Source organism: Holtiella tumoricola (assembly GCF_027857615.1).
GTDB lineage: Bacteria > Bacillota > Clostridia > Lachnospirales > Cellulosilyticaceae > Holtiella > Holtiella tumoricola.
In genome coordinates this window covers 188,414-206,924 of record NZ_JAQIFT010000069.1, presented here as the reverse complement: position 1 = coordinate 206,924, position 18,511 = coordinate 188,414, and the positions used below count along the sequence as shown (strand labels likewise).

At 32.9% G+C, this 18,511-nt stretch carries 15 protein-coding genes; 13 read left to right on the top strand and 2 right to left on the bottom strand.

The window, feature by feature from the left end:
* The first annotated feature begins 19 nt into the window (after positions 1 to 19).
* The 12 genes from PBV87_RS21695 (at position 20) to PBV87_RS21640 (ending at position 14,506) form a co-directional block, all read left to right on the top strand.
* The gene (locus PBV87_RS21695) at positions 20 to 955 is read left to right on the top strand and encodes a polysaccharide deacetylase family protein (RefSeq protein WP_271013733.1); all 936 of its coding nucleotides are present in this window, start codon (positions 20 to 22) and stop codon (positions 953 to 955) included.
* 110 nt (positions 956 to 1,065) lie between these two features.
* Positions 1,066 to 1,788 carry an ABC transporter ATP-binding protein gene (locus PBV87_RS21690; protein ID WP_053985713.1) on the top strand — a complete coding sequence of 241 codons (723 nt, stop codon included), beginning with the start codon at positions 1,066 to 1,068 and terminating at the stop codon, positions 1,786 to 1,788.
* Complete coding sequence (locus PBV87_RS21685) at positions 1,772 to 4,135, top strand: COG1361 S-layer family protein (protein WP_271013732.1); 2,364 nt, start codon at positions 1,772 to 1,774, stop codon at positions 4,133 to 4,135. Before PBV87_RS21690 ends, PBV87_RS21685 begins: the two co-directional genes overlap by 17 nt.
* 10 nt (positions 4,136 to 4,145) lie before the next feature.
* On the top strand, positions 4,146 to 5,477 hold the full coding sequence (locus tag PBV87_RS21680; protein WP_271013731.1) for an ABC transporter permease: 1,332 nt from the start codon (positions 4,146 to 4,148) through the stop codon (positions 5,475 to 5,477).
* 109 nt (positions 5,478 to 5,586) lie between these two features.
* A complete protein-coding gene (locus PBV87_RS21675; RefSeq protein WP_271013730.1) occupies positions 5,587 to 6,276 on the top strand; it encodes a response regulator transcription factor in 690 nt (229 codons plus the stop codon).
* Positions 6,266 to 7,726 carry a sensor histidine kinase gene (locus tag PBV87_RS21670; protein WP_271013729.1) on the top strand — a complete coding sequence of 487 codons (1,461 nt, stop codon included), beginning with the start codon at positions 6,266 to 6,268 and terminating at the stop codon, positions 7,724 to 7,726. Before PBV87_RS21675 ends, PBV87_RS21670 begins: the two co-directional genes overlap by 11 nt.
* Positions 7,727 to 7,798: 72 nt before the next feature.
* Positions 7,799 to 8,947: a TolB family protein gene (locus PBV87_RS21665; protein WP_271013728.1), complete on the top strand. Its 1,149-nt coding sequence runs from the start codon at positions 7,799 to 7,801 to the stop codon at positions 8,945 to 8,947.
* A gap of 97 nt (positions 8,948 to 9,044) precedes the next feature.
* Complete coding sequence (locus PBV87_RS21660) at positions 9,045 to 9,209, top strand: zinc finger protein (protein WP_271013727.1); 165 nt, start codon at positions 9,045 to 9,047, stop codon at positions 9,207 to 9,209.
* 154 nt (positions 9,210 to 9,363) lie between these two features.
* A complete protein-coding gene (locus PBV87_RS21655; RefSeq protein ID WP_271013726.1) occupies positions 9,364 to 10,125 on the top strand; it encodes a PHP domain-containing protein in 762 nt (253 codons plus the stop codon).
* A gap of 454 nt (positions 10,126 to 10,579) precedes the next feature.
* On the top strand, positions 10,580 to 11,305 hold the full coding sequence (locus PBV87_RS21650; protein WP_271013725.1) for a LytR/AlgR family response regulator transcription factor: 726 nt from the start codon (positions 10,580 to 10,582) through the stop codon (positions 11,303 to 11,305).
* A gap of 458 nt (positions 11,306 to 11,763) precedes the next feature.
* Positions 11,764 to 12,978 (top strand): EAL and HDOD domain-containing protein, encoded by a 1,215-nt coding sequence (locus tag PBV87_RS21645; protein ID WP_271013724.1) that lies wholly within the window; start codon positions 11,764 to 11,766, stop codon positions 12,976 to 12,978.
* 202 nt (positions 12,979 to 13,180) lie between these two features.
* A complete protein-coding gene (locus PBV87_RS21640) occupies positions 13,181 to 14,506 on the top strand; it encodes a sulfatase-like hydrolase/transferase (RefSeq protein ID WP_271013723.1) in 1,326 nt (441 codons plus the stop codon).
* A gap of 55 nt (positions 14,507 to 14,561) precedes the next feature.
* Here PBV87_RS21640 and PBV87_RS21635 read toward each other — a convergent pair whose 3' ends face one another.
* Positions 14,562 to 16,088: a sulfatase-like hydrolase/transferase gene (locus tag PBV87_RS21635; RefSeq protein ID WP_271013722.1), complete on the bottom strand. Its 1,527-nt coding sequence runs from the start codon at positions 16,086 to 16,088 to the stop codon at positions 14,562 to 14,564.
* Positions 16,089 to 16,209: 121 nt separating this feature from the next.
* The gene (locus PBV87_RS21630) at positions 16,210 to 16,992 is read right to left on the bottom strand and encodes an AraC family transcriptional regulator (protein WP_271013721.1); all 783 of its coding nucleotides are present in this window, start codon (positions 16,990 to 16,992) and stop codon (positions 16,210 to 16,212) included.
* A 115-nt stretch (positions 16,993 to 17,107) separates the two neighbouring features.
* Here PBV87_RS21630 and melA point away from each other — a divergent pair, with 115 nt between their 5' ends.
* A complete protein-coding gene (gene melA / locus PBV87_RS21625) occupies positions 17,108 to 18,430 on the top strand; it encodes an alpha-glucosidase/alpha-galactosidase (RefSeq protein WP_271013720.1) in 1,323 nt (440 codons plus the stop codon).
* The last annotated feature ends 81 nt before the right edge of the window (positions 18,431 to 18,511 follow it).

Here is an 18,511-nt window from a genome sequence, read left to right as displayed (position 1 = left end):
ATAAAAAATGAGGTGAAAAATGAAACGTAGAAAAAGAAGGAGAAGAGAAATTTTTATAGCAATAATCTTTTTTATCAGTGCCATAGGACTATTTAGTACAGCAGGATGGGTTCATGTAAAGAACAAGGAGCAAAATGAAGTATTAAAAAGTATACAAGAAAAAGCATCTATATTAGAAGCATCTAAAGAGATGCTAGGTATTCAGCTAAAAGAGGCTAAAGAAAAAAATCATCAGCTTACAAAACAGATGCAAGAGCTGAATTCAGAAGTTACATTGCTCAAGAGTCAAGGCATTGATGTAGAACGTTTACTGAATGAAGATGAGAGTGATAAAAAATATGCTTATTTAACTTTTGATGATGGTCCAAGCCAAAATACTATAAAAATATTAGATTTCTTAAAGTTAAACAATATTTCAGCAACTTTTTTTGTAACTAAAAAAACGGATTATGAAGAACTATATAAAAGAATAGTAGATGAAGGGCATACTTTAGCGCTACATACCACCACTCATGATTATGCACAAGTATATAGGAGCGTGGATTCATTTTTTGAAGATTTAATGACTGTATCAGACTATGTAAAATCTCTAACAGGTGTTGAGGCAAAAATCATTCGTTTTCCTGGTGGGTCAAATAATACAGTGAGCAATCGTTATGGAGGTGTAGGACTTATGGATAAAATTATCAGTCAAGTGAAGGAAAAGGGCTATATTTACTACGACTGGAATGTGGATTCAACAGATGCAAGTCGGGCAAGACAAGATAAAAATGTTATTGTAGATTCCGTATTATCTCAAGCAAAGTATCAAAAAGAAGCTAATATTCTTATGCATGATGCAGCAGGTAAAGGAACAACCGTAGAAGCATTACCTGAAATTGTTAAAGGGCTGAGGGAGCAAGGATTTAGTTTTAAAGCAATAACAAGTGAAACAACACCTGTACAATTTAAATAAAAGTAAGTAATCACAACTTATCTTAAGAAACCTTAAGGTTGCCTAAAGCATGCCTTAAGGTTCTTTTTGTATGCTAGAGGTATGAAAAGAAATAGGAAGGAGAACGATAGATGGCCATTATAGAAGTGGAAGGCTTACGCAAAGTCTACCGTATGGGAAAAGAAAAAATTGTGGCCCTTAAGTCTGTTGATCTAACAATAGAGGAAGGGGAAATATGCTGCTTGTTTGGAACATCTGGTTCTGGTAAGTCAACACTTCTCAATATGCTAGCAGGACTTGAGAAACCTACAAGTGGTACCATCAAAGTTAAGAAAACAAGAGTAGAAAAACTCAGTGAAGTAGAGCTTGCTACTTTTAGACAAAAGTACATTGGATTTGTATTTCAGTCTTATAACTTAATACCTTCTTTAACAGCTCTAGAAAATGTATCTTTGCCTCTTATTTTTCAAGGGATGCCAAAAGCAAAAAGGGATAAGCAGGCAGAAGCAATGCTAAAAGCTGTAGGACTAAATAAAAGGTTACATCATAAACCGAAAGAAATGAGTGGTGGTCAACAACAACGTGTAAGTATTGCACGCGCCTTTGTAAACCGCCCCACTATCTTGTTTGCGGATGAGCCAACAGGAAACTTAGATACGCATACAACCATAGAAGTTATGGAAATGATCAAAGATATGGCAAGAAAGTATAATCAAACATTAATCATTGTTTCTCATGACCCAGAAATAGCAGACTATGCAGACCGTATTATTACTTTGATTGATGGAGAAATAAGGAAAATAGAGATAAAAAAAGAGAATGAGAGGGAAATCATTTATGAAAAGCAAGCGTAAATTTACAAGTTTATTCTTAGCAGGTCTAGTGGTCTGTGCAAGTGGATGTATACCAAGTTATCAAGTAATGGCGGCAACCATAGAAAATGTAGGAGCTAGGGCAGTAGGTGGCATGAGTTTGTCAGCTAAACCTGTAAGTAAGTCATTGAAAAAGGGTGACCGTTTTAATGTTTTTATTAATGTGGATACAGATCAAAATGTAGATGAACTTAGAAAAGCAATACGTTACATAGAGTTAGAAGGAAGCACTAAATCAAGCGTAGACGTACAAGGTGTACAGATTATGGAAAATGAAGGAGGTAGCAAGACGATTGTTGTCATGGACCTTACTTATAACGGAAAAGGCAAAAGTGTTGAGGTAGAAGTAGGCTATACAAGTACTGAAGGTAAAGCAGATACGGCTACAACAAGTATTGTACTTGAAAATGCAGAGGCAGCACTACAAGCATCGGAAGGCATAAGTCTTTCTACTAGTACGCTCAATGTAGTAGCAGGGCAAACACAACAGATTACATTAACGATAAAGAATGATTCTAAGTCTTACGTAGAAGCAGGGTCTATGGACCTTAAAATTAAGGATTCTAATAGTGCCAAGGGAATTACCTTAAAAAAGAAAAAAATTGATTTATCAGCTATGGACCCAGGCAGCAAGAAAGATTACTATATCACATTAGATATTGATGAAAAGGTTACAAGAGGCATACATGAGATGGAAGTCAAAATAGGAGAGGCTGTACATACAGTTAAGTTAAAAGTAGATAGTAACTTTATACCCCCTTCTCTAGAAGTTTCTGTGAATAATGGTACAGCATTTGAAGCTAATGTAGCCAAAACAGTGCAAGTAAATATTAAAAATGTTGGGCAAGTAGAAGCTAAAAATGTAAAATTAGAGATTGTTCCAAATGAAAAGGTATTTGTAGCAGATGGAAGCAATGTTAAATATATCGAAAACATAGGGAGTAATAAAACACAATCTATACCGGTGAGTTTAATTGTTAACGATACAACCAGTTTTAATTTGCCTGTAGAAATGAAGTTAAGCTACATAGATGATTTAGGAGAGACAAAAACCAATAGCCAATATATTTATTTAAGTACTAAAGGTAGTGTATCACAAAAAGCAATTGAAATTTTAACAACTAAAGAGCCAAATGGGCTTAAAAAGGTAGGAGAGGCCTTTAATGTTGGCTTTAAAGTCGCAGCACCAGATGAGGCAAAGAATGTTAAAATCGAAGTTAAAAGCGGAGAAGGTATCGTATCAAAATCTAAAAGTATTTTTATTGAACCCAAATTAACAAAAGGACAGTCAAAAAGCTACCTCGTAGATTTTGTCGCTACACAAAGTGTAACAACAGGGACTTATCCTATTGAAATTTCTGCTGATTATACGCTTAATGGAAAAGAAGTAAGTATTAAGCAATATGCTACAGTATCTGTTCAAAATGAAAAGGATACAACTGAGGGGAATAAAGGGAAAGGTAAGCCTAAAGTTATTGTAGGCAATTATAGTTCTAGTCCAGTTGTTGTAAGAGCAGGTGAGGAGTTTGATTTAGAGATTGGTTTCTTAAATACAAGCAGTGATAAAAAAGTACAAAACTTAAAAGCTAATTTAACAGTTAAAGAACAGGGAGAAAAAGATACAGGAAGTGTATTCACACCAGTAGGTGCAAGTAATACATTCTTTATTAGTCAGCTTTCTCCAGGAGAAATGGATACGAAAAAAATTAGACTATATACACTTCCAAGCGCTAAACCTAAAACTTATGAAATTACTCTAGAGATGGAATATGAAGATGATAAAGGTGAAGCAATCACAGCAACAGAAAGGTTTGGTATACCTGTAGAACAAGTAACTAAGCTAGAAGTAGCTGAGGTGAGAGTAGAGTCTACAGAAGTAGGGAGACCAACAGAAGTTTCTGCAACAATTTATAATACAGGAAAGACAGATATTAGTAATGTAAGAGTAAAAACTGTTGGAGAAGGCTTTGAGGTACAAGATAATACGCTTATTATTGGTTCTTTAGAAAAGGGTAACTCTAAAACTTACATGCCAACCATTACACCACTTCAAGAGGGAAACTTAACAGGTAAGATTCAAATAGAGTATGAAGATGTAGCAGGACAAGTACAAAACTATGAATATGAATTCCAAATGGATGTAACAGCAAGTATGACTGATACTGAAGGAGGAATGGATGAAATGTTACCACCTTTAGAAGAAGAAAAACAAGCTAAATGGCCTATTATACTTGGAATAGTGGTAGGGATAGGAAGTGCCGCGGGAATAACAGGTATTGTTATGAAAAAACGTAAACAACGCTTAGAGAGTGAAGAAGATGAGGATTAATGATTTATTAATGATGAGTATTAGGAGTTTATGGCGGCGTAAACTCCGTACTTTTCTCACCATCTTAGGTGTAGTGATTGGGGCAACTTCTATTATTTTGATGTTATCATTAGGTATTGCCATGGATGAAAATTTTAAAAAGCAAATGCAAGAAATGCAGTCACTCACAGTTATTGAGGTTTCCCCTAATACATGGTCAGACCCCAAAGCGCCTAAGTTAGATGATAAGGCTCTAAAAAGTATGGAAGCAATACCAGGTGTACAAAAGGTAGTACCATCAAGAAGTATCAATGTTTACTTAAAGTTTGGAAAGTACCGTACTAGCAGCCAGATAGAAATACGTGGCTTATCAGCAGAAGAAATGGAAATACTAGGATATAAAGTTGGAGAAGGCAAACTTTTTGATAAAACAGATACTAAGGCTATTGTATTAGGAAGAGAAATTACACGCCAGTTTGTAAAACCAGGTCAACAGATTAATTGGAATAAACCGCCTGATGCAAAGGAATTTGAGTTAGGGGAAGACCAGGTTAAAATTGATTTAGGGCAATATAGTTATGATACCAACGAGCCCGTGTCAGACCAGGATGGTAATCAGATTGAAGTACCAAGACAAGAACGTGTAACCGTATTAGGACTTTTTAAAGAGGAAGATTGGGAAAATAGTTATATAGCCCTAGTACCCCTCAATCTATTTGAAAAGTTAAAAGAAGAGCAAGAAAGATATAATAAAAAGGTTAACAATGGTCAGGAAGAAAATAATAAGGATAAAAATAAGTACCAAAGTGTACGTGTGAAAGTAGCTGATGAAAGTCAAGTTGAAACAGTGCAACAAGCTATAAAAGATGCAGGATTTAGAGCTTACAGTCCAATGGAATATTTAAATGAAATGAAAAAAGTTTCTAGTAGTATTCAAATAATGCTCGGGGGTATAGGCGGCATTTCACTTCTTGTTGCAGCGATTGGAATTACTAATACCATGATGATGTCTATTTACGAGAGAACAAAAGAAATTGGTGTTATGAAAGTTATTGGTGCCAAGCTTACGGACATAAAGAAACTATTTCTTGTAGAGGCGCTTTTAATTGGAGCACTTGGAGGTGGCGTTGGTGTAACCGTATCTTATATAACCTCTTTTCTCATCAATAAATTTGGAGCACAAGTAGCAGGTGGCATGATGTCCATGATGGGAAGTGAAGGTGGAGGTGCCATATCTATTATACCTCCGTGGCTAGCACTAGCTGCCCTTACTTTTTCAACAGTTATAGGGTTAGTAGCAGGTTACTTCCCGGCTAAACGTGCAATGAGTTTATCTGCGCTTACAGCGATTCGCACAGAGTAGAAATTAAATTTTTAGACAATATATAGTAATTAGCATAAAAAGCCTTATTCGGATAGTACCGAATAAGGCTTTAAGTATTATTTAAAATACTAGAAAAGAGGATGTTACAATGGAGGAAAAGATTTTAATTGTAGAAGATGAAAAAAATATTGCTGATCTTATAGCGTATGCTTTCAAACGAGAAGGCTACAAAGTGGAAGTGGCTTATAACGGAAAGGATGGATTAGATAAAGTCAGAAGCTTTGTACCTCATATAGTCATAATAGATATTATGATGCCTATTATGAATGGGTTTGAGGTCTGCAAGCAAATAGAGCATAAAGAAAAATTAGGAATTATAATGCTAACTGCAAAGAGTGATGTAGTAGATAAAATACAAGGTTTAGAGCTAGGAGCAGATGACTATATAACAAAGCCTTTTGATATTTTAGAACTTATAGCACGTACAAAATCATTAATTAGAAGACTTTATAAGGCAACGGATAAACAAGAAGAGATGCGAGTTAAGCATTTACAAGTTAGGCTTAATCAAAGGAAGGTTATCTTAAAAGAAGACGAATTAGAATTTACACCTAAGGAATTTGAGCTTTTAGTTCTTTTGATGTCGAATAGAGAACGTGTGTATACAAGGGATGAACTATTAGACCGAGTTTGGGGGATGGAGTATATAGGAGGGACAAGAACAGTAGATATTCATATACAAAGAATAAGAAAAAAATTAGGTGAAGAGTATGAGAATCTTATACAAACAGTATACAGAATAGGCTATAAATTTGTAGGTGAAACTGATGAAGATTAGTATAAAAGTGAAGTTTAGCATTTTTTTATTAACACTTTTAATATTTACTATGGGGATTTTGGATGTACTTATTTTAAAAGGTATACATACTAATCAAGTAAAAGAGTATGAAGTCTATTTGGCAAGTCAAGCTAAAATGGCAAATAGCTACATTAGACAAATGAATCTTCTCAATCCCTTAGAAAATCAACAAGAATTTTTGCAACAAAATGGACAAAATATAATCTTAAATCTACATTCATTAAGTGGAATTGAAATGGCAATATATGATATGCAAGGCAATGTAATAACTCACTCTGTTTCTTATCCTGTAGAAATGGAAAATGAATCTTTACTTGTTCATGCATTAAACAATGAAATTGCTTATCAAATGGTAGGAGGCTATATAGATTATATGGCACCTCTCTACGGGGATGGGCAAATAGGAGTTATTCAATTTCACTATTCACTTAAAGGCTATATAGAATTCTATGAATCTATAAAAGCTCTGTTTATTGAGATAGGAGCAGTTGTGTTTCTATTAAGTTTTATAAGTGCGTATGCCTATTTTAACACGTTTTCTAAAGATATTATTAAGATTAAAAAAGAGGTCTTAAAAATTAAAAGAGGTCAATATGATAATGCTATACCTCTGAAAAGAAATGATGAAATAGGAGAATTAAGTGAAGGTATCTATTATATGAGTAACGAAATTGAGCGCAATATAAAAAATATACAAGAAGATAAAGAACAGCTTAAACATGTTATAGATAAGCTTAAGATATTAGAACAGCAACAAAAAACATTTATTGGAAATATAACACATGAATTTAAAACACCTCTTACCGTAATAAAAACCTATATAGACTTATTAAATATATATACAGATGATCATAAGCTACTTGAGGATGCAAAGATTAATATAGGAAAAGAAACACAGCGATTATATGAAATGGTAGAAAAAATATTGTATTTATCTGCAATGCAGCAATACGATTTTGAATGTCATTTTGAGCATATAGACGTAAAAGAGGTATTAGAAGACGTGTGTAGTAGGATGGAGGGGAAAGCTAAAAAGTTTAATATAAGTTTGATAAGATCCTTAGGGCATGGATGGATACTTGGAGATCAACAAAACCTGATACATATATTTATTAATTTGATAGATAATGCGATTAAGTATAATCGAATAAATGGTAAAATATTTATTACTTCTTATACAAAGGATCAACGGGTTTATATAGAAATAAGAGATACAGGCATTGGTATTGCTAAAGAAGAAAAAGATAAAATCTTTGAGCCATTCTATACAGTGAATAAAGATCGCTCTAAAGAGTATGGTGGGACAGGACTAGGGCTTTCCCTTGTACAGGAGTTAGTGAGAAAACAACAAGGAACAATTGCTTTATTAGATGACCTAGAGACAACATTTTTAATTACTTTTCCAAAAGTAGAAAAGTTTACAGTTTAGAAACAACTAGAGATACTTTTGAAAAATGATTAAGGTATAGTAGAGTTATAAAAAGTATGGAGGAAATATAAAATGTTAAAAAGAAAATTTTTAGTAATAAGTTTATTAGCTGCAACTTCAGTTGCTACAATAGGATGTGTACAATATACATCTGCAAAGAAACAGCAAACCCCTATTAAAGTGATAAAAGATACAAAGGCCATTACGCCACCTCATATTATAGCTTCTAAAGTAGATATTTATGAAGGAATAACAGGATATGATTGGCTAAATGAAGATAAAATACTTATGACCAAGGAAAATGAAAAGTTAGAAGAAGTTGAAACGGCTGTTGGAAATTTTAAAGTCAAAAATATGTTTCTATATGATTTACGTACAAAAGAATCAATAGGCATTCATGATCAATCAAAGTTCCAAGATGGAGGTATTTTTGCACCAGATCGTAAACATATATTTTATAGAAATCAATATCAGGAACAAGGCGCAGGATATATTATAGATGAGAATGGCAATCTAACATTTGAAATTTTAGATGCTGATATGGATCCCTATGATTTAAGTGAGGCACAATGGATTAATGATGAAGAAATTATCATGCCTTGTAGTAGTATTAGAGGTTTTGCTGTAATTAATATTAATGGAACTATTACAAAGATTAAGGATGTAGAAAGTGGTGTAATGGGGACGCAGGATTTATTAAATGGATTAAGTATGCCACAACCAATGAAGGTGGGAGATAAGATATATTATACAACCATTAAGAGTGGGTCAGAAGAAAATAATAAATTAAGAGTATATGATATAGAGAAAAAAGATAAGAAAACATTAGTAACAGATGAAGTATTAGAATTTAAAGTTTCTCCCAATCAACAGCAAATATTGATGACTACATTTAATTCAGAGACATATTTAAATGAACTCATACTTATAGATTTAGAGGGACAAAATAGACAAGTTTTAGCTGAAGGAGGTATATACGGTGCAAGGTGGTCTAAGGATGGTAAAAATATTGCCTATATATCTAATGAAGAAGGAGATAAAGGAATTTATTTAATAGAAGTAGAAACAAATAAAAAATCATTAGTTTCTTCAGGAGAATACTATATTCCTATGGCATGGAGTCCGGAAGGAGATAAGATTATGGCTCATGGCAAAGTAGCTAAAAAAGGAGAAAATCCATTTGATGAAATGGATGTAACATATATTATTTCTTTAAAGTAGAAAAGATTAAAGGAATTTGATAAATAAAGTACAAGTTCTGCTAATATAATAAAGATGTAGGGAAAACTTGAACAACTGATTTTGAAAGGGGAATTTTATGTTTGGCAAACGTCAAAAAGCAGAAAAAGAAAAAGTAAATCAAGGGGTAAATACTACAAACGATACAACTACTGCTAATGGTAAGATATGGGTTTGTCCAAAATGTAAAACCGAAAACAAAAGAGAATCTCTTACTTGTAGAATGTGTGGGACATTTAAGTAAGTGTGTAAAAGGAGTGTGAAAACACTCCTTTTATTTTGTTTCTAAATTATTTAACAGGAAGAATTGTATGATATTTTGAAATAAATTATTATAGAAGTAGAATATAGCTATTTAATAACATGACTTAAAAACATAGAGATTAGGGGATGAGAAAATGCAAATTTATAATTTACATACACATACTACATTGTCAGATGGTTCAGCATCTATTGAGTATGTTATACAAAAGGCAAAAGAAAAGGGCTATAAGTTAGGAATATCAGATCATATCTTTTGTGGAGGTATTAATACACTAGATGCTGTAGAACGCTATTTAGATACGTTAGGACGTTATGAAGTATTAAGAGGAGCAGAAGCTAATATAGGCGAAGACTTTAGATTACCAGATAGATTAGCCTATAAGTTGGATTATTGTATTGCAAGTGTACACTATTACTTCAATGAACATAGAGAAAAGGAATGGTTAAGTAGCTATTTTGGAAATCGTGCAAAGCATCATAATAACTATGTCCCAAACTATAATAAAGGTTTATGTGAACACTATATGGAACAAATCTTAAAAATGGTGGAAGGAACATTTAAGACACAACGTGTAGATATTTATGGACATCCAACAGTACTCCCATTTTATGAGGATTTGGGGAGAACGAGATTTTTAGTAGAATGGGAAGATGAGATGATTGGACTATGTAAAAAGTATCAGGTTGCACTAGAAGTATCTGGGTTATGGCATGAACCCAATATGCAGTTAGTTCAAAAGGCACTAAGGCAAGGGGTGAAACTATCTTTTGGGTGCGATGGGCATAAGTTAGAGGAAGTATGTGAATTAGGCTATGTAGAAAAAATGATAGAGGTACTTGGAATTAGACAAGAGCAGTGCTATAAGCCGGCAACAATAATGAGAGATAATGACTGAAAATGCAATTCACAACATAAAAGTGATTGTTTATGACATTTTGCTGAAATAAAAGTATAAAAGCTGATATGATAATAATGAATTTAATAAATACATTGTAATAAAAATCCTAAATGATATAAATGACGAACTATAAATATTAAAATATATGAAATATATAGATGACAAATTTAAAATATTAAAATTATAAAATATAAGATAAAATGCTAATATATTAGAATGTATTTATTAAAAATTGTAAGGGTAAGCTAAAAAGACGATTATGAAAATATCTATTAAAAACTGCTGGCAAAATATATGTTGGCGGTTTTATTTTACTCATTTTGAAAAATTATGAAGGAAAATGCATTATTTTGGGAAAAAATCTTGACATAACTATAAAATTGTATAATCATTTTATAGTTAAGCTAATAATCGTAATTATAAATAATAGAGTAAAAGTATAGGTGATAGGATGTTTAATATTTGTATATGTGATGATAGTAAGTTTTTTTTTCAAGAATTAAGTGATAAGTTACATAGAATAGCTCAAAAATATGATATAAACATTTGTATACAAACATATATGACCAGTCAACAGTTAATGTTTGACATAGAAGAGTTGTGTATGAATGTAGATCTTTTCTTTTTAGACGTACTTATAGATAAGATGACGGGAGTAGAGATAGCTGATTGTTTGCGAAAACAAGGTACAGAAGTACCCATTGTTTTTTTGACATCAAGTAAAGAGCATGTATTTGATGCTTTAGAAGTTATGCCTCTCCATTATCTTATAAAAGAAGAGGTACAGAATCAAAAAATTGAAGAAATATTACTTAAGGCAAGAGATATCGTTAAACATTTTAAAGTCAAAAAATTTCATTACAAAGTAGGTAGAGAATTAAGGGTAATTAGTATAGAGGATATAGTCTATTTTGAGGTTATGAACCGTGTGATTAGTATTCAAAGTTTAAAAGGGGAAGAAGATAGATTTTACTCTACTTTAGACACTATTGAGAAGCAACTAAGCAAAGGACAATTTATACGTGTTCATAGATCGTTTTTAGTAAATGTTTCCTATATAGAAAAGATAGAAAGTAAAGAAATCGTATGCAGAAATAATATCAGGATACCAGTAGGTGCAAGTTATACTAAAAGCTTAAAAGAGGAGTATACCACCTATCTATTAGAGCATCAGTAAATAGATAGTAATAAATTATTTACAACATAAAAATTATTATTTACAACATTTTATTTAGTATATATAAGCATAAATGATAAAATTATAATATGCTTAATAAGTACACACTATAAAAACCTCAAACCCTTACAACATAAAATTAATTGAAAATTGATAAATAATATTAAAAATCTCCCCTGTGTATTTATTAAGCTCTCCCCTAAATGATATAGTATAGATAGAAAGGTAACTTGAAAGTTACCTTTTTTGTATGCTAAAAATGCATTAAGATCATATAAGACAAATGAATATGATAGCTTAATGGAATATTAATTAAAATAGATGTAATAACTGAAATGTTATAAAAAATATATAATAATAGTATATAATGTTGAAATTTAAATGTAGATAAAATATAATTCTAGAAAGAAAGGTAGAAATTGTGTAACTTAGCAATTTATATATAGGTAGGGAAATGTATGAGATGTATATATATGGCAAGACAATCCATTTTTAATAAACATAATAGAATATTTGGATATGAATTATTACATAGAGAGAATGAGCAGAATTATTTTATCCCCAACAGTCCTAATAAAAATTATACATGTGAATTGATATCAAATGCTATGCTTACATTTGGAATAAGTAATATTGCAAAAGGAAAATATGCATTTATTAATTTTGATAGAGACGTAATTATGAGTGACATACCTTTTTTGCTCAATCCTAATGAGATGATTATAGAAATATTAGAAGATGTAGAAATTGATGAAGAACTTTTAGAGCGATTAAAAAGGCTTAAAGAGAAAAATTATCTTTTAGCAATGGATGATTATATAGGAAAATCAGGATACGATTCATTAATAAAACTTGTAGATATCATTAAGGTTGATTTTAAAATGACTACGGAGAAGATACGTAGAGAAATCGCAATTAAATATAAAAATAAAGTGTTATTGGCAGAAAAGGTAGAAACAGAAGAAGAGTATGAACAAGCTAAGCGAGATGGCTATAGCCTTTTCCAAGGTTATTATTTTTCAAAACCTTTAATGCTGTCTAAGAAGACGTTAGATATAGCAGAAAATAGCTATATTAATTTATGGAAGGAAATAAAAAAAGAAAATCCTTCATATGATAACTTAGTATCTATTATTAATAAAGATGTGAATTTAATCTTAAGACTGTTGCAAAAGGTAAATACAGTAAATTATTATAGGGGCAAAGTGATTTATTCTATAAAAGAAGCACTTGTAAGATTAGGGATGACAGAAACTAGCAGGTGGATTATTCTTCTTCTTATGCAAGATGTTACTATGAAAAATCAAGATCATCATATACAAGTTGCTTTAATAAGAGGCATACTTGCAGAGCAAATATGTGTACAAGTAGGTTTAGGTAAATATAAGGAAGAAGCCTATATAAGAGGTATGTTTTCTGTTATGGAACAAAAAGATAAAGAAGAGATTTTGACTTTTATTAAAAAGGTTGATCAAACTATTGAAAACCGAATTGATGCAGTTGAAATAGAAGAAGTATTAAAAAATATTATTAATGTGACAAAATATTACGAAGAGGCAAAGTGGGATGAAGTTGATCTATTTGCTAAACAGTACAAAGTACCTAAAGAATTAATATTGAAGTTTTATTTAGAAGCAATTGACTATGCAAATAATGTATTTAGAATTGAATGAGGAGTAGCTTAGAAAATACAAGCTATTCCTTGTTTTTTATTATACAAGGAAAAATATATGAGATGAGATAAGGATAGAAATAAGATATAAATTGATTATATTTTATAAAAAAGTATAACTTTTACTTGTTTATATACTAAAATTTACTATATAATTATAAAGTAGTTTACTTTTAAATTTAACATAAAAATAGGAGTTAGAAATGAACAAACAGCCGAACATTATTTTTTATTTTTCAGACCAACAAAGATGGGATACTTTAGGATGTTACGGACAGAAGTTAGATGTAACCCCTAACTTAGATAAGTTAGCAGCAGAGGGAACTCGATTTAATAATGCATTTACATGTCAGCCAGTATGTGGGCCGGCTAGATCTTGTTTACAACTTGGACAATATGCAACATCTACAGGATGCTTTACTAATGCCATAGCACCAGATTTCTCTAAAAAAATGCTTGCAGATTATTTTAATGAGGCAGGGTATGAAACAGCTTATGTAGGTAAATGGCATTTAGCAAGTGACAATAAGGCAGATTTACATTTTGAAACAACAGCTATTCCAGAAGATAGAAGAGGTGGATATAAAGATTATTGGATGGCATCAGATGTACTAGAATTTACTTCACATGGTTACAACGGATATGTGTTTGATAAAGATGATAAAAAAGTAGAGTTTATAGGGTATCGTGCTGATTGTATCAATAACTATGCCTTAGACTATATTCGTAATAAAGAGAGTGATAAACCATTCTTCCTATTTGTATCACAAATCGAACCACATCATCAAAATGATAGAGATCGATATGAGGGACCAGATGGAAGTCGTGAACGTTTTAAAGACTTCGAACATCCAGGTGATTTACCGGTAGGGCAAGGAGATTGGGAGGCACAATATCCAAATTATCTTGGATGTTGTCATAGCCTAGACTACAATGTAGGAAGGCTAGTGGAAACTTTAAAAGAAAAAGGTATTTATGAGAATACCATTATTATTTATACTTCAGACCATGGTTCACACTTTAAAACACGTAATGGTGAATATAAACGTTCTTGCCATGATGGATGTACACATATCCCACTTATTGTACATGGGCCTGGATTTGAAAAAGGTGGCGTCGTTGAAGAACTTGTAAGCTTGATTGACTTACCAGCAACGATGTTAGACTGTGCAGGAATTGAAGTACCCAAAAACTATCATGGTCATTCAATTTGTCAGTTACTACAAGGAAATAAAGAAGACTGGCAACAAGAAGTATTTCTGCAAATTAGTGAAAGTCATATAGGTAGAGCAATTCGTACAAATCGCTATAAATATTCTGTGATGGCAAAAGGTGATGCTTGGAAAGAAGCAGGAGCAGATACATATTACGAAGCCTTCTTATATGATTTACAAGAAGATCCACATGAACTTTGTAACTTAGTTAAAGATGAGCGTTATGTAGAAGTAAGAAAAGAGCTTGCAAAACGTCTTGTAGTAAGGATGCAACAAGCTGGTGAAGAAGAAGTAACTATTTTATCTGCTAAATAGTTATAAATAGTAAAAAGCAACTGTCTATCTCTTGAGAAAGACAGTTGCTTTTTTATTACTTGCTTCTTGAAGATTCAATCATTTCTAGTCCTGTAGCATAATCTAGTTGTCGTGGTTCATACTCTTCATTTTCCTTTTGTCTAGTCATCCCTGTATAGTGCCAAGTTGGGCGGGTTGCATCTTTTCTCCAAGGTCTATTTTCCCAGTAGTATCCTCTAAATGGATCTCGAGAGCGGTTCATTTCATCTAGTAGGGCATTGTGAAGGGTGTCACGAATAGTCTGATAGCTTTCAGTGTGAATTAAGTTATGTACTTCGTAAGGGTCTTTTTCTAAATCATATAATTCGTCAGAGGTAAGTAGATTGACTACTAATTTATAGCGTCCATCAAAAACGCTACGTACAAGTTGGATTCCACCAAATCCATCATGGTCTACTTCATATCTTCCAAATTCAATAAATACATAATCGTTAGTACGTTTGTTGGTTAAAAGTTGTTCTTTGAGGCTATGCCCCATAAACATTTTTGGAATAGGTACACCCATGAAGTCAAAAATAGTTGGTGCTAAATCTAGATGTGAAACAGGATTTTGATCGATAACCCCATATTTTTTCCATTGGCTACATTGCATAATGAGTGGAATATTTGTAATCTCATTATACATAGCAGGCCCTTTTGCATGAAGTCCATGCTCTCCAGAGAATACCCCATGATCACTTGTGTAGATGATTAAAGCATCTGGTGCATATTCTTGAGCGGTCTTTAAAACACGTCCTATTTCCTCATCTACAAAAGTATTACATCCAAAGAAACGGCTATTAGGGTGACCTTGACCATTACGTGTTTGTCTATCAATGTGTTCTTGACTACGTTTAAGCTCGCCTTCATCTAGACCCGCCCAGATTTTGTGATGTTCTGGTTTATGCTCTAAGTCATCATAGTGAGCTGGTGTAATAGGTGCGCAGTAATCTTTGTAGCTATCAATATAATGTTTTGGAGCTAAGTAAGGGTCATGGGGCTCATCGTAGGAGACCACTAAGAAGAAGTCTTCAGTATGATGTTTTTCTAAGAAATCAATGGCTCTATTCGTACATCTATGTCCGAAGGTAAAGGTAGCGTCTATACCTGGTGATTCAATGGTATTTTGATCTCTAGAGGCAACACGTTCCTCGGGTGTAAGTTCTTCTAAATAATTGCGCATATCATACCAGTAGTCTTTGTCCCATCCTTGAGGGCAGCGGCCCATTCCAAAGTAATCACCACCGTCTAGATGCCATTTACCAATAAAGGCTGTATGTATACCATGATCACTTAATCTTTGGCCAATATGCTGTACATCTTGTCCAATTCCCATAGAGTTCGTCCAGCCACCTGTTGAATGAGGATATTGTCCTGTAAATAAACCTGCTCTTGCTGGTTGGCAAACGGGTTGAGCTGTATAGGCTTTTTCAAATTTGATTCCTCCAGCTGCTAGGTTATCAATATTAGGCGTACGCATATGAGGATTCCCATAGCATCCTACCATGTCTTTTCTTTGACTATCTGTCATAATAAATATAACTTTTCTAATACTACTATCCATTTTACACCTCTGATTACAATAATATTGACATGCTTTTGATGAACAACATATTTAGTAAAAAGATTATGTTGATACCATATTATCTCATAAGTAAATAATTGAGTAAATATTTAGTTAAATTTCATTTGGTAATATATTTCTTATAATCTGTAGGTGGCATACCAAATTTCTTTTTAAACATTTTAGAAAAGTTAAAGAGATCATTATAGCCGACACAAAGAGCGGCTTCGCTAGGTTTATAACCATGTAGAGTGATAAGTTCGGCAGCTTTGGTTAAGCGAAAGTCTACAAGATAAGCCTGTGGAGATTGGCCAACTTGCTTTTTGAAAAGATTACTAAAATAGCTACGTTCAAGTCCCAACTTTTGGGCAAGGCCTTCTATGGTAATAGGTTTCATATAATTAGCCATGATATAGTTTTTTGCTTTATCAATATAAGATTTAGAAGAATCTTTGTTTTGGGTATGAACTAGAGTGAGCTGTACAAGAAGCTCATAGAGTTTACTACATACATAAAATTCTCTACCAGCATCAATGGTTTCACAATTTTTGATGTCTCTAAAAATATGTTCTAAATGAGGCGCACTTAGAACATCATCTTCTAGGTAGAAGTGAGCAGGTAAATGCATTTCAAAGCCAATCCAGCAGTAGTGCCAAGGTTTTTTAAAATCTGCTTGGTAATAGGTAATTTCAAATGGATGAATAATAAAAAGTTCTCCAGAAGAAACTTGATATGTACCTCTAGGGCTTTTGAATGTACCTGTGCCAGATAGTACATAGTGAATAAGATAATAAGGTCTTGTAGCAGGTCCGTAGGCATGCCCTGTTTGACAAGTTTCTTCACCACAAATGAGAGGTTTTAAATCGTTAAAGGGATAGTCTCTTAGTAAAATTTCATTGAGCATGGGTGCACTCCTTCATAATATAAATACACACATTATAACAAATTTATCTCACATGATACAATTACATCTTTAACTTTGTTTTCTTATAATAAGGTTAAAGAAGGGAAGTGTAAACATGATAAAAATCACTTTTTTAGGTGCTGGAAGTACTGTATTTGCAAGAAATGTTTTAGGAGATTGTATGTGTAGCCCTGTGCTACGTGAATGTGAGATTGCACTTTATGATATAGATGCACAAAGACTAAAAGAAAGTCACATGATACTAAATGCAATTAATAAAGGAAAGGGTGAGTTTGCTACTATCAAAGCCTATTTAGGCTTAGGCGAACTTAAGGATGCTTTAAAAGATGCCACATTTGTTGTGAATGCTATTCAAGTAGGAGGATACGATCCTTGTACCATCTTAGACTTTGAGATTCCAAAGAAATATGGTATTCATCAAACTATAGCAGATACATTAGGGATTGGGGGGATTATGCGTACGTTGCGTACCATACCTGTCTTAGAAACGTTTGCCGAGGCAATTGAAGAAGTATGTCCAAATGCTTGGTTCCTTAACTATACCAATCCTATGTCTATGTTGACAGGATACTTACAACGCTATACTAAGGTGAAAACAGTAGGGCTTTGTCATAGCGTACAAACATGTAGTCGTGAATTACTTAAATCTCTAGGAATGGAAGATAAGGTAGAAGGACGCAAGGAACTGATTGCGGGGATTAACCATATGGGCTGGCTTTTAGAAATCAAAGATAAAGAGGGGAATGATCTTTATCCAGAAATTAAAAAGCGTGCAAAAGCTAAGAATGCTTCAGAAAAGCACCATGATATGGTACGTTTTGACTATATCGATAAATTGGGTTATTACTGTACAGAATCAAGTGAGCATAATGCAGAATACAACATGTTCTACATAAAGAATAAATACCCAGAACTTATTGAACAGTTTAATATTCCTTTAGATGAATACCCACGTCGTTGTGTAAGTCAAATTGAAGGTTGGGCAAAGCAACGTGATGATCTTCTTGCACATCCAATCCTAGAACATAACCGTAGTCAAGAATACGCTTCCTATATTATGGAGGCTATTGTAACTAATACACCTTACAAGATTGGGGGGAATGTACTTAACAGTGGCCATCTTATTGAAAACTTGCCACAAGATGCATGTGTGGAAGTGCCTTGCCTTGTAGATGGAACAGGCATTCATCCATGTTATGTAGGTAAACTTCCAGTACAGCTTGCAGCTATGAATATGACTAATGTCAATGTACAACTTCTAACAATAGAAGCAGCCAGAACTAAGAAAAAAGAGCATATCTACCATGCAGCTATGCTAGACCCACATACAGCAAGTGAACTCTCTATTCCAGATATTATGAAAATGGTAGATGAGTTAATTGAAGCAGAGAAAGAATGGTTACCAGAGTACAAATAAGTTAGTAGATTAAATTCATTACAATACCTTGAGGATAATCTCTATATTTCTCACCCAACAAAAAGATGCCGTCTAGATGAA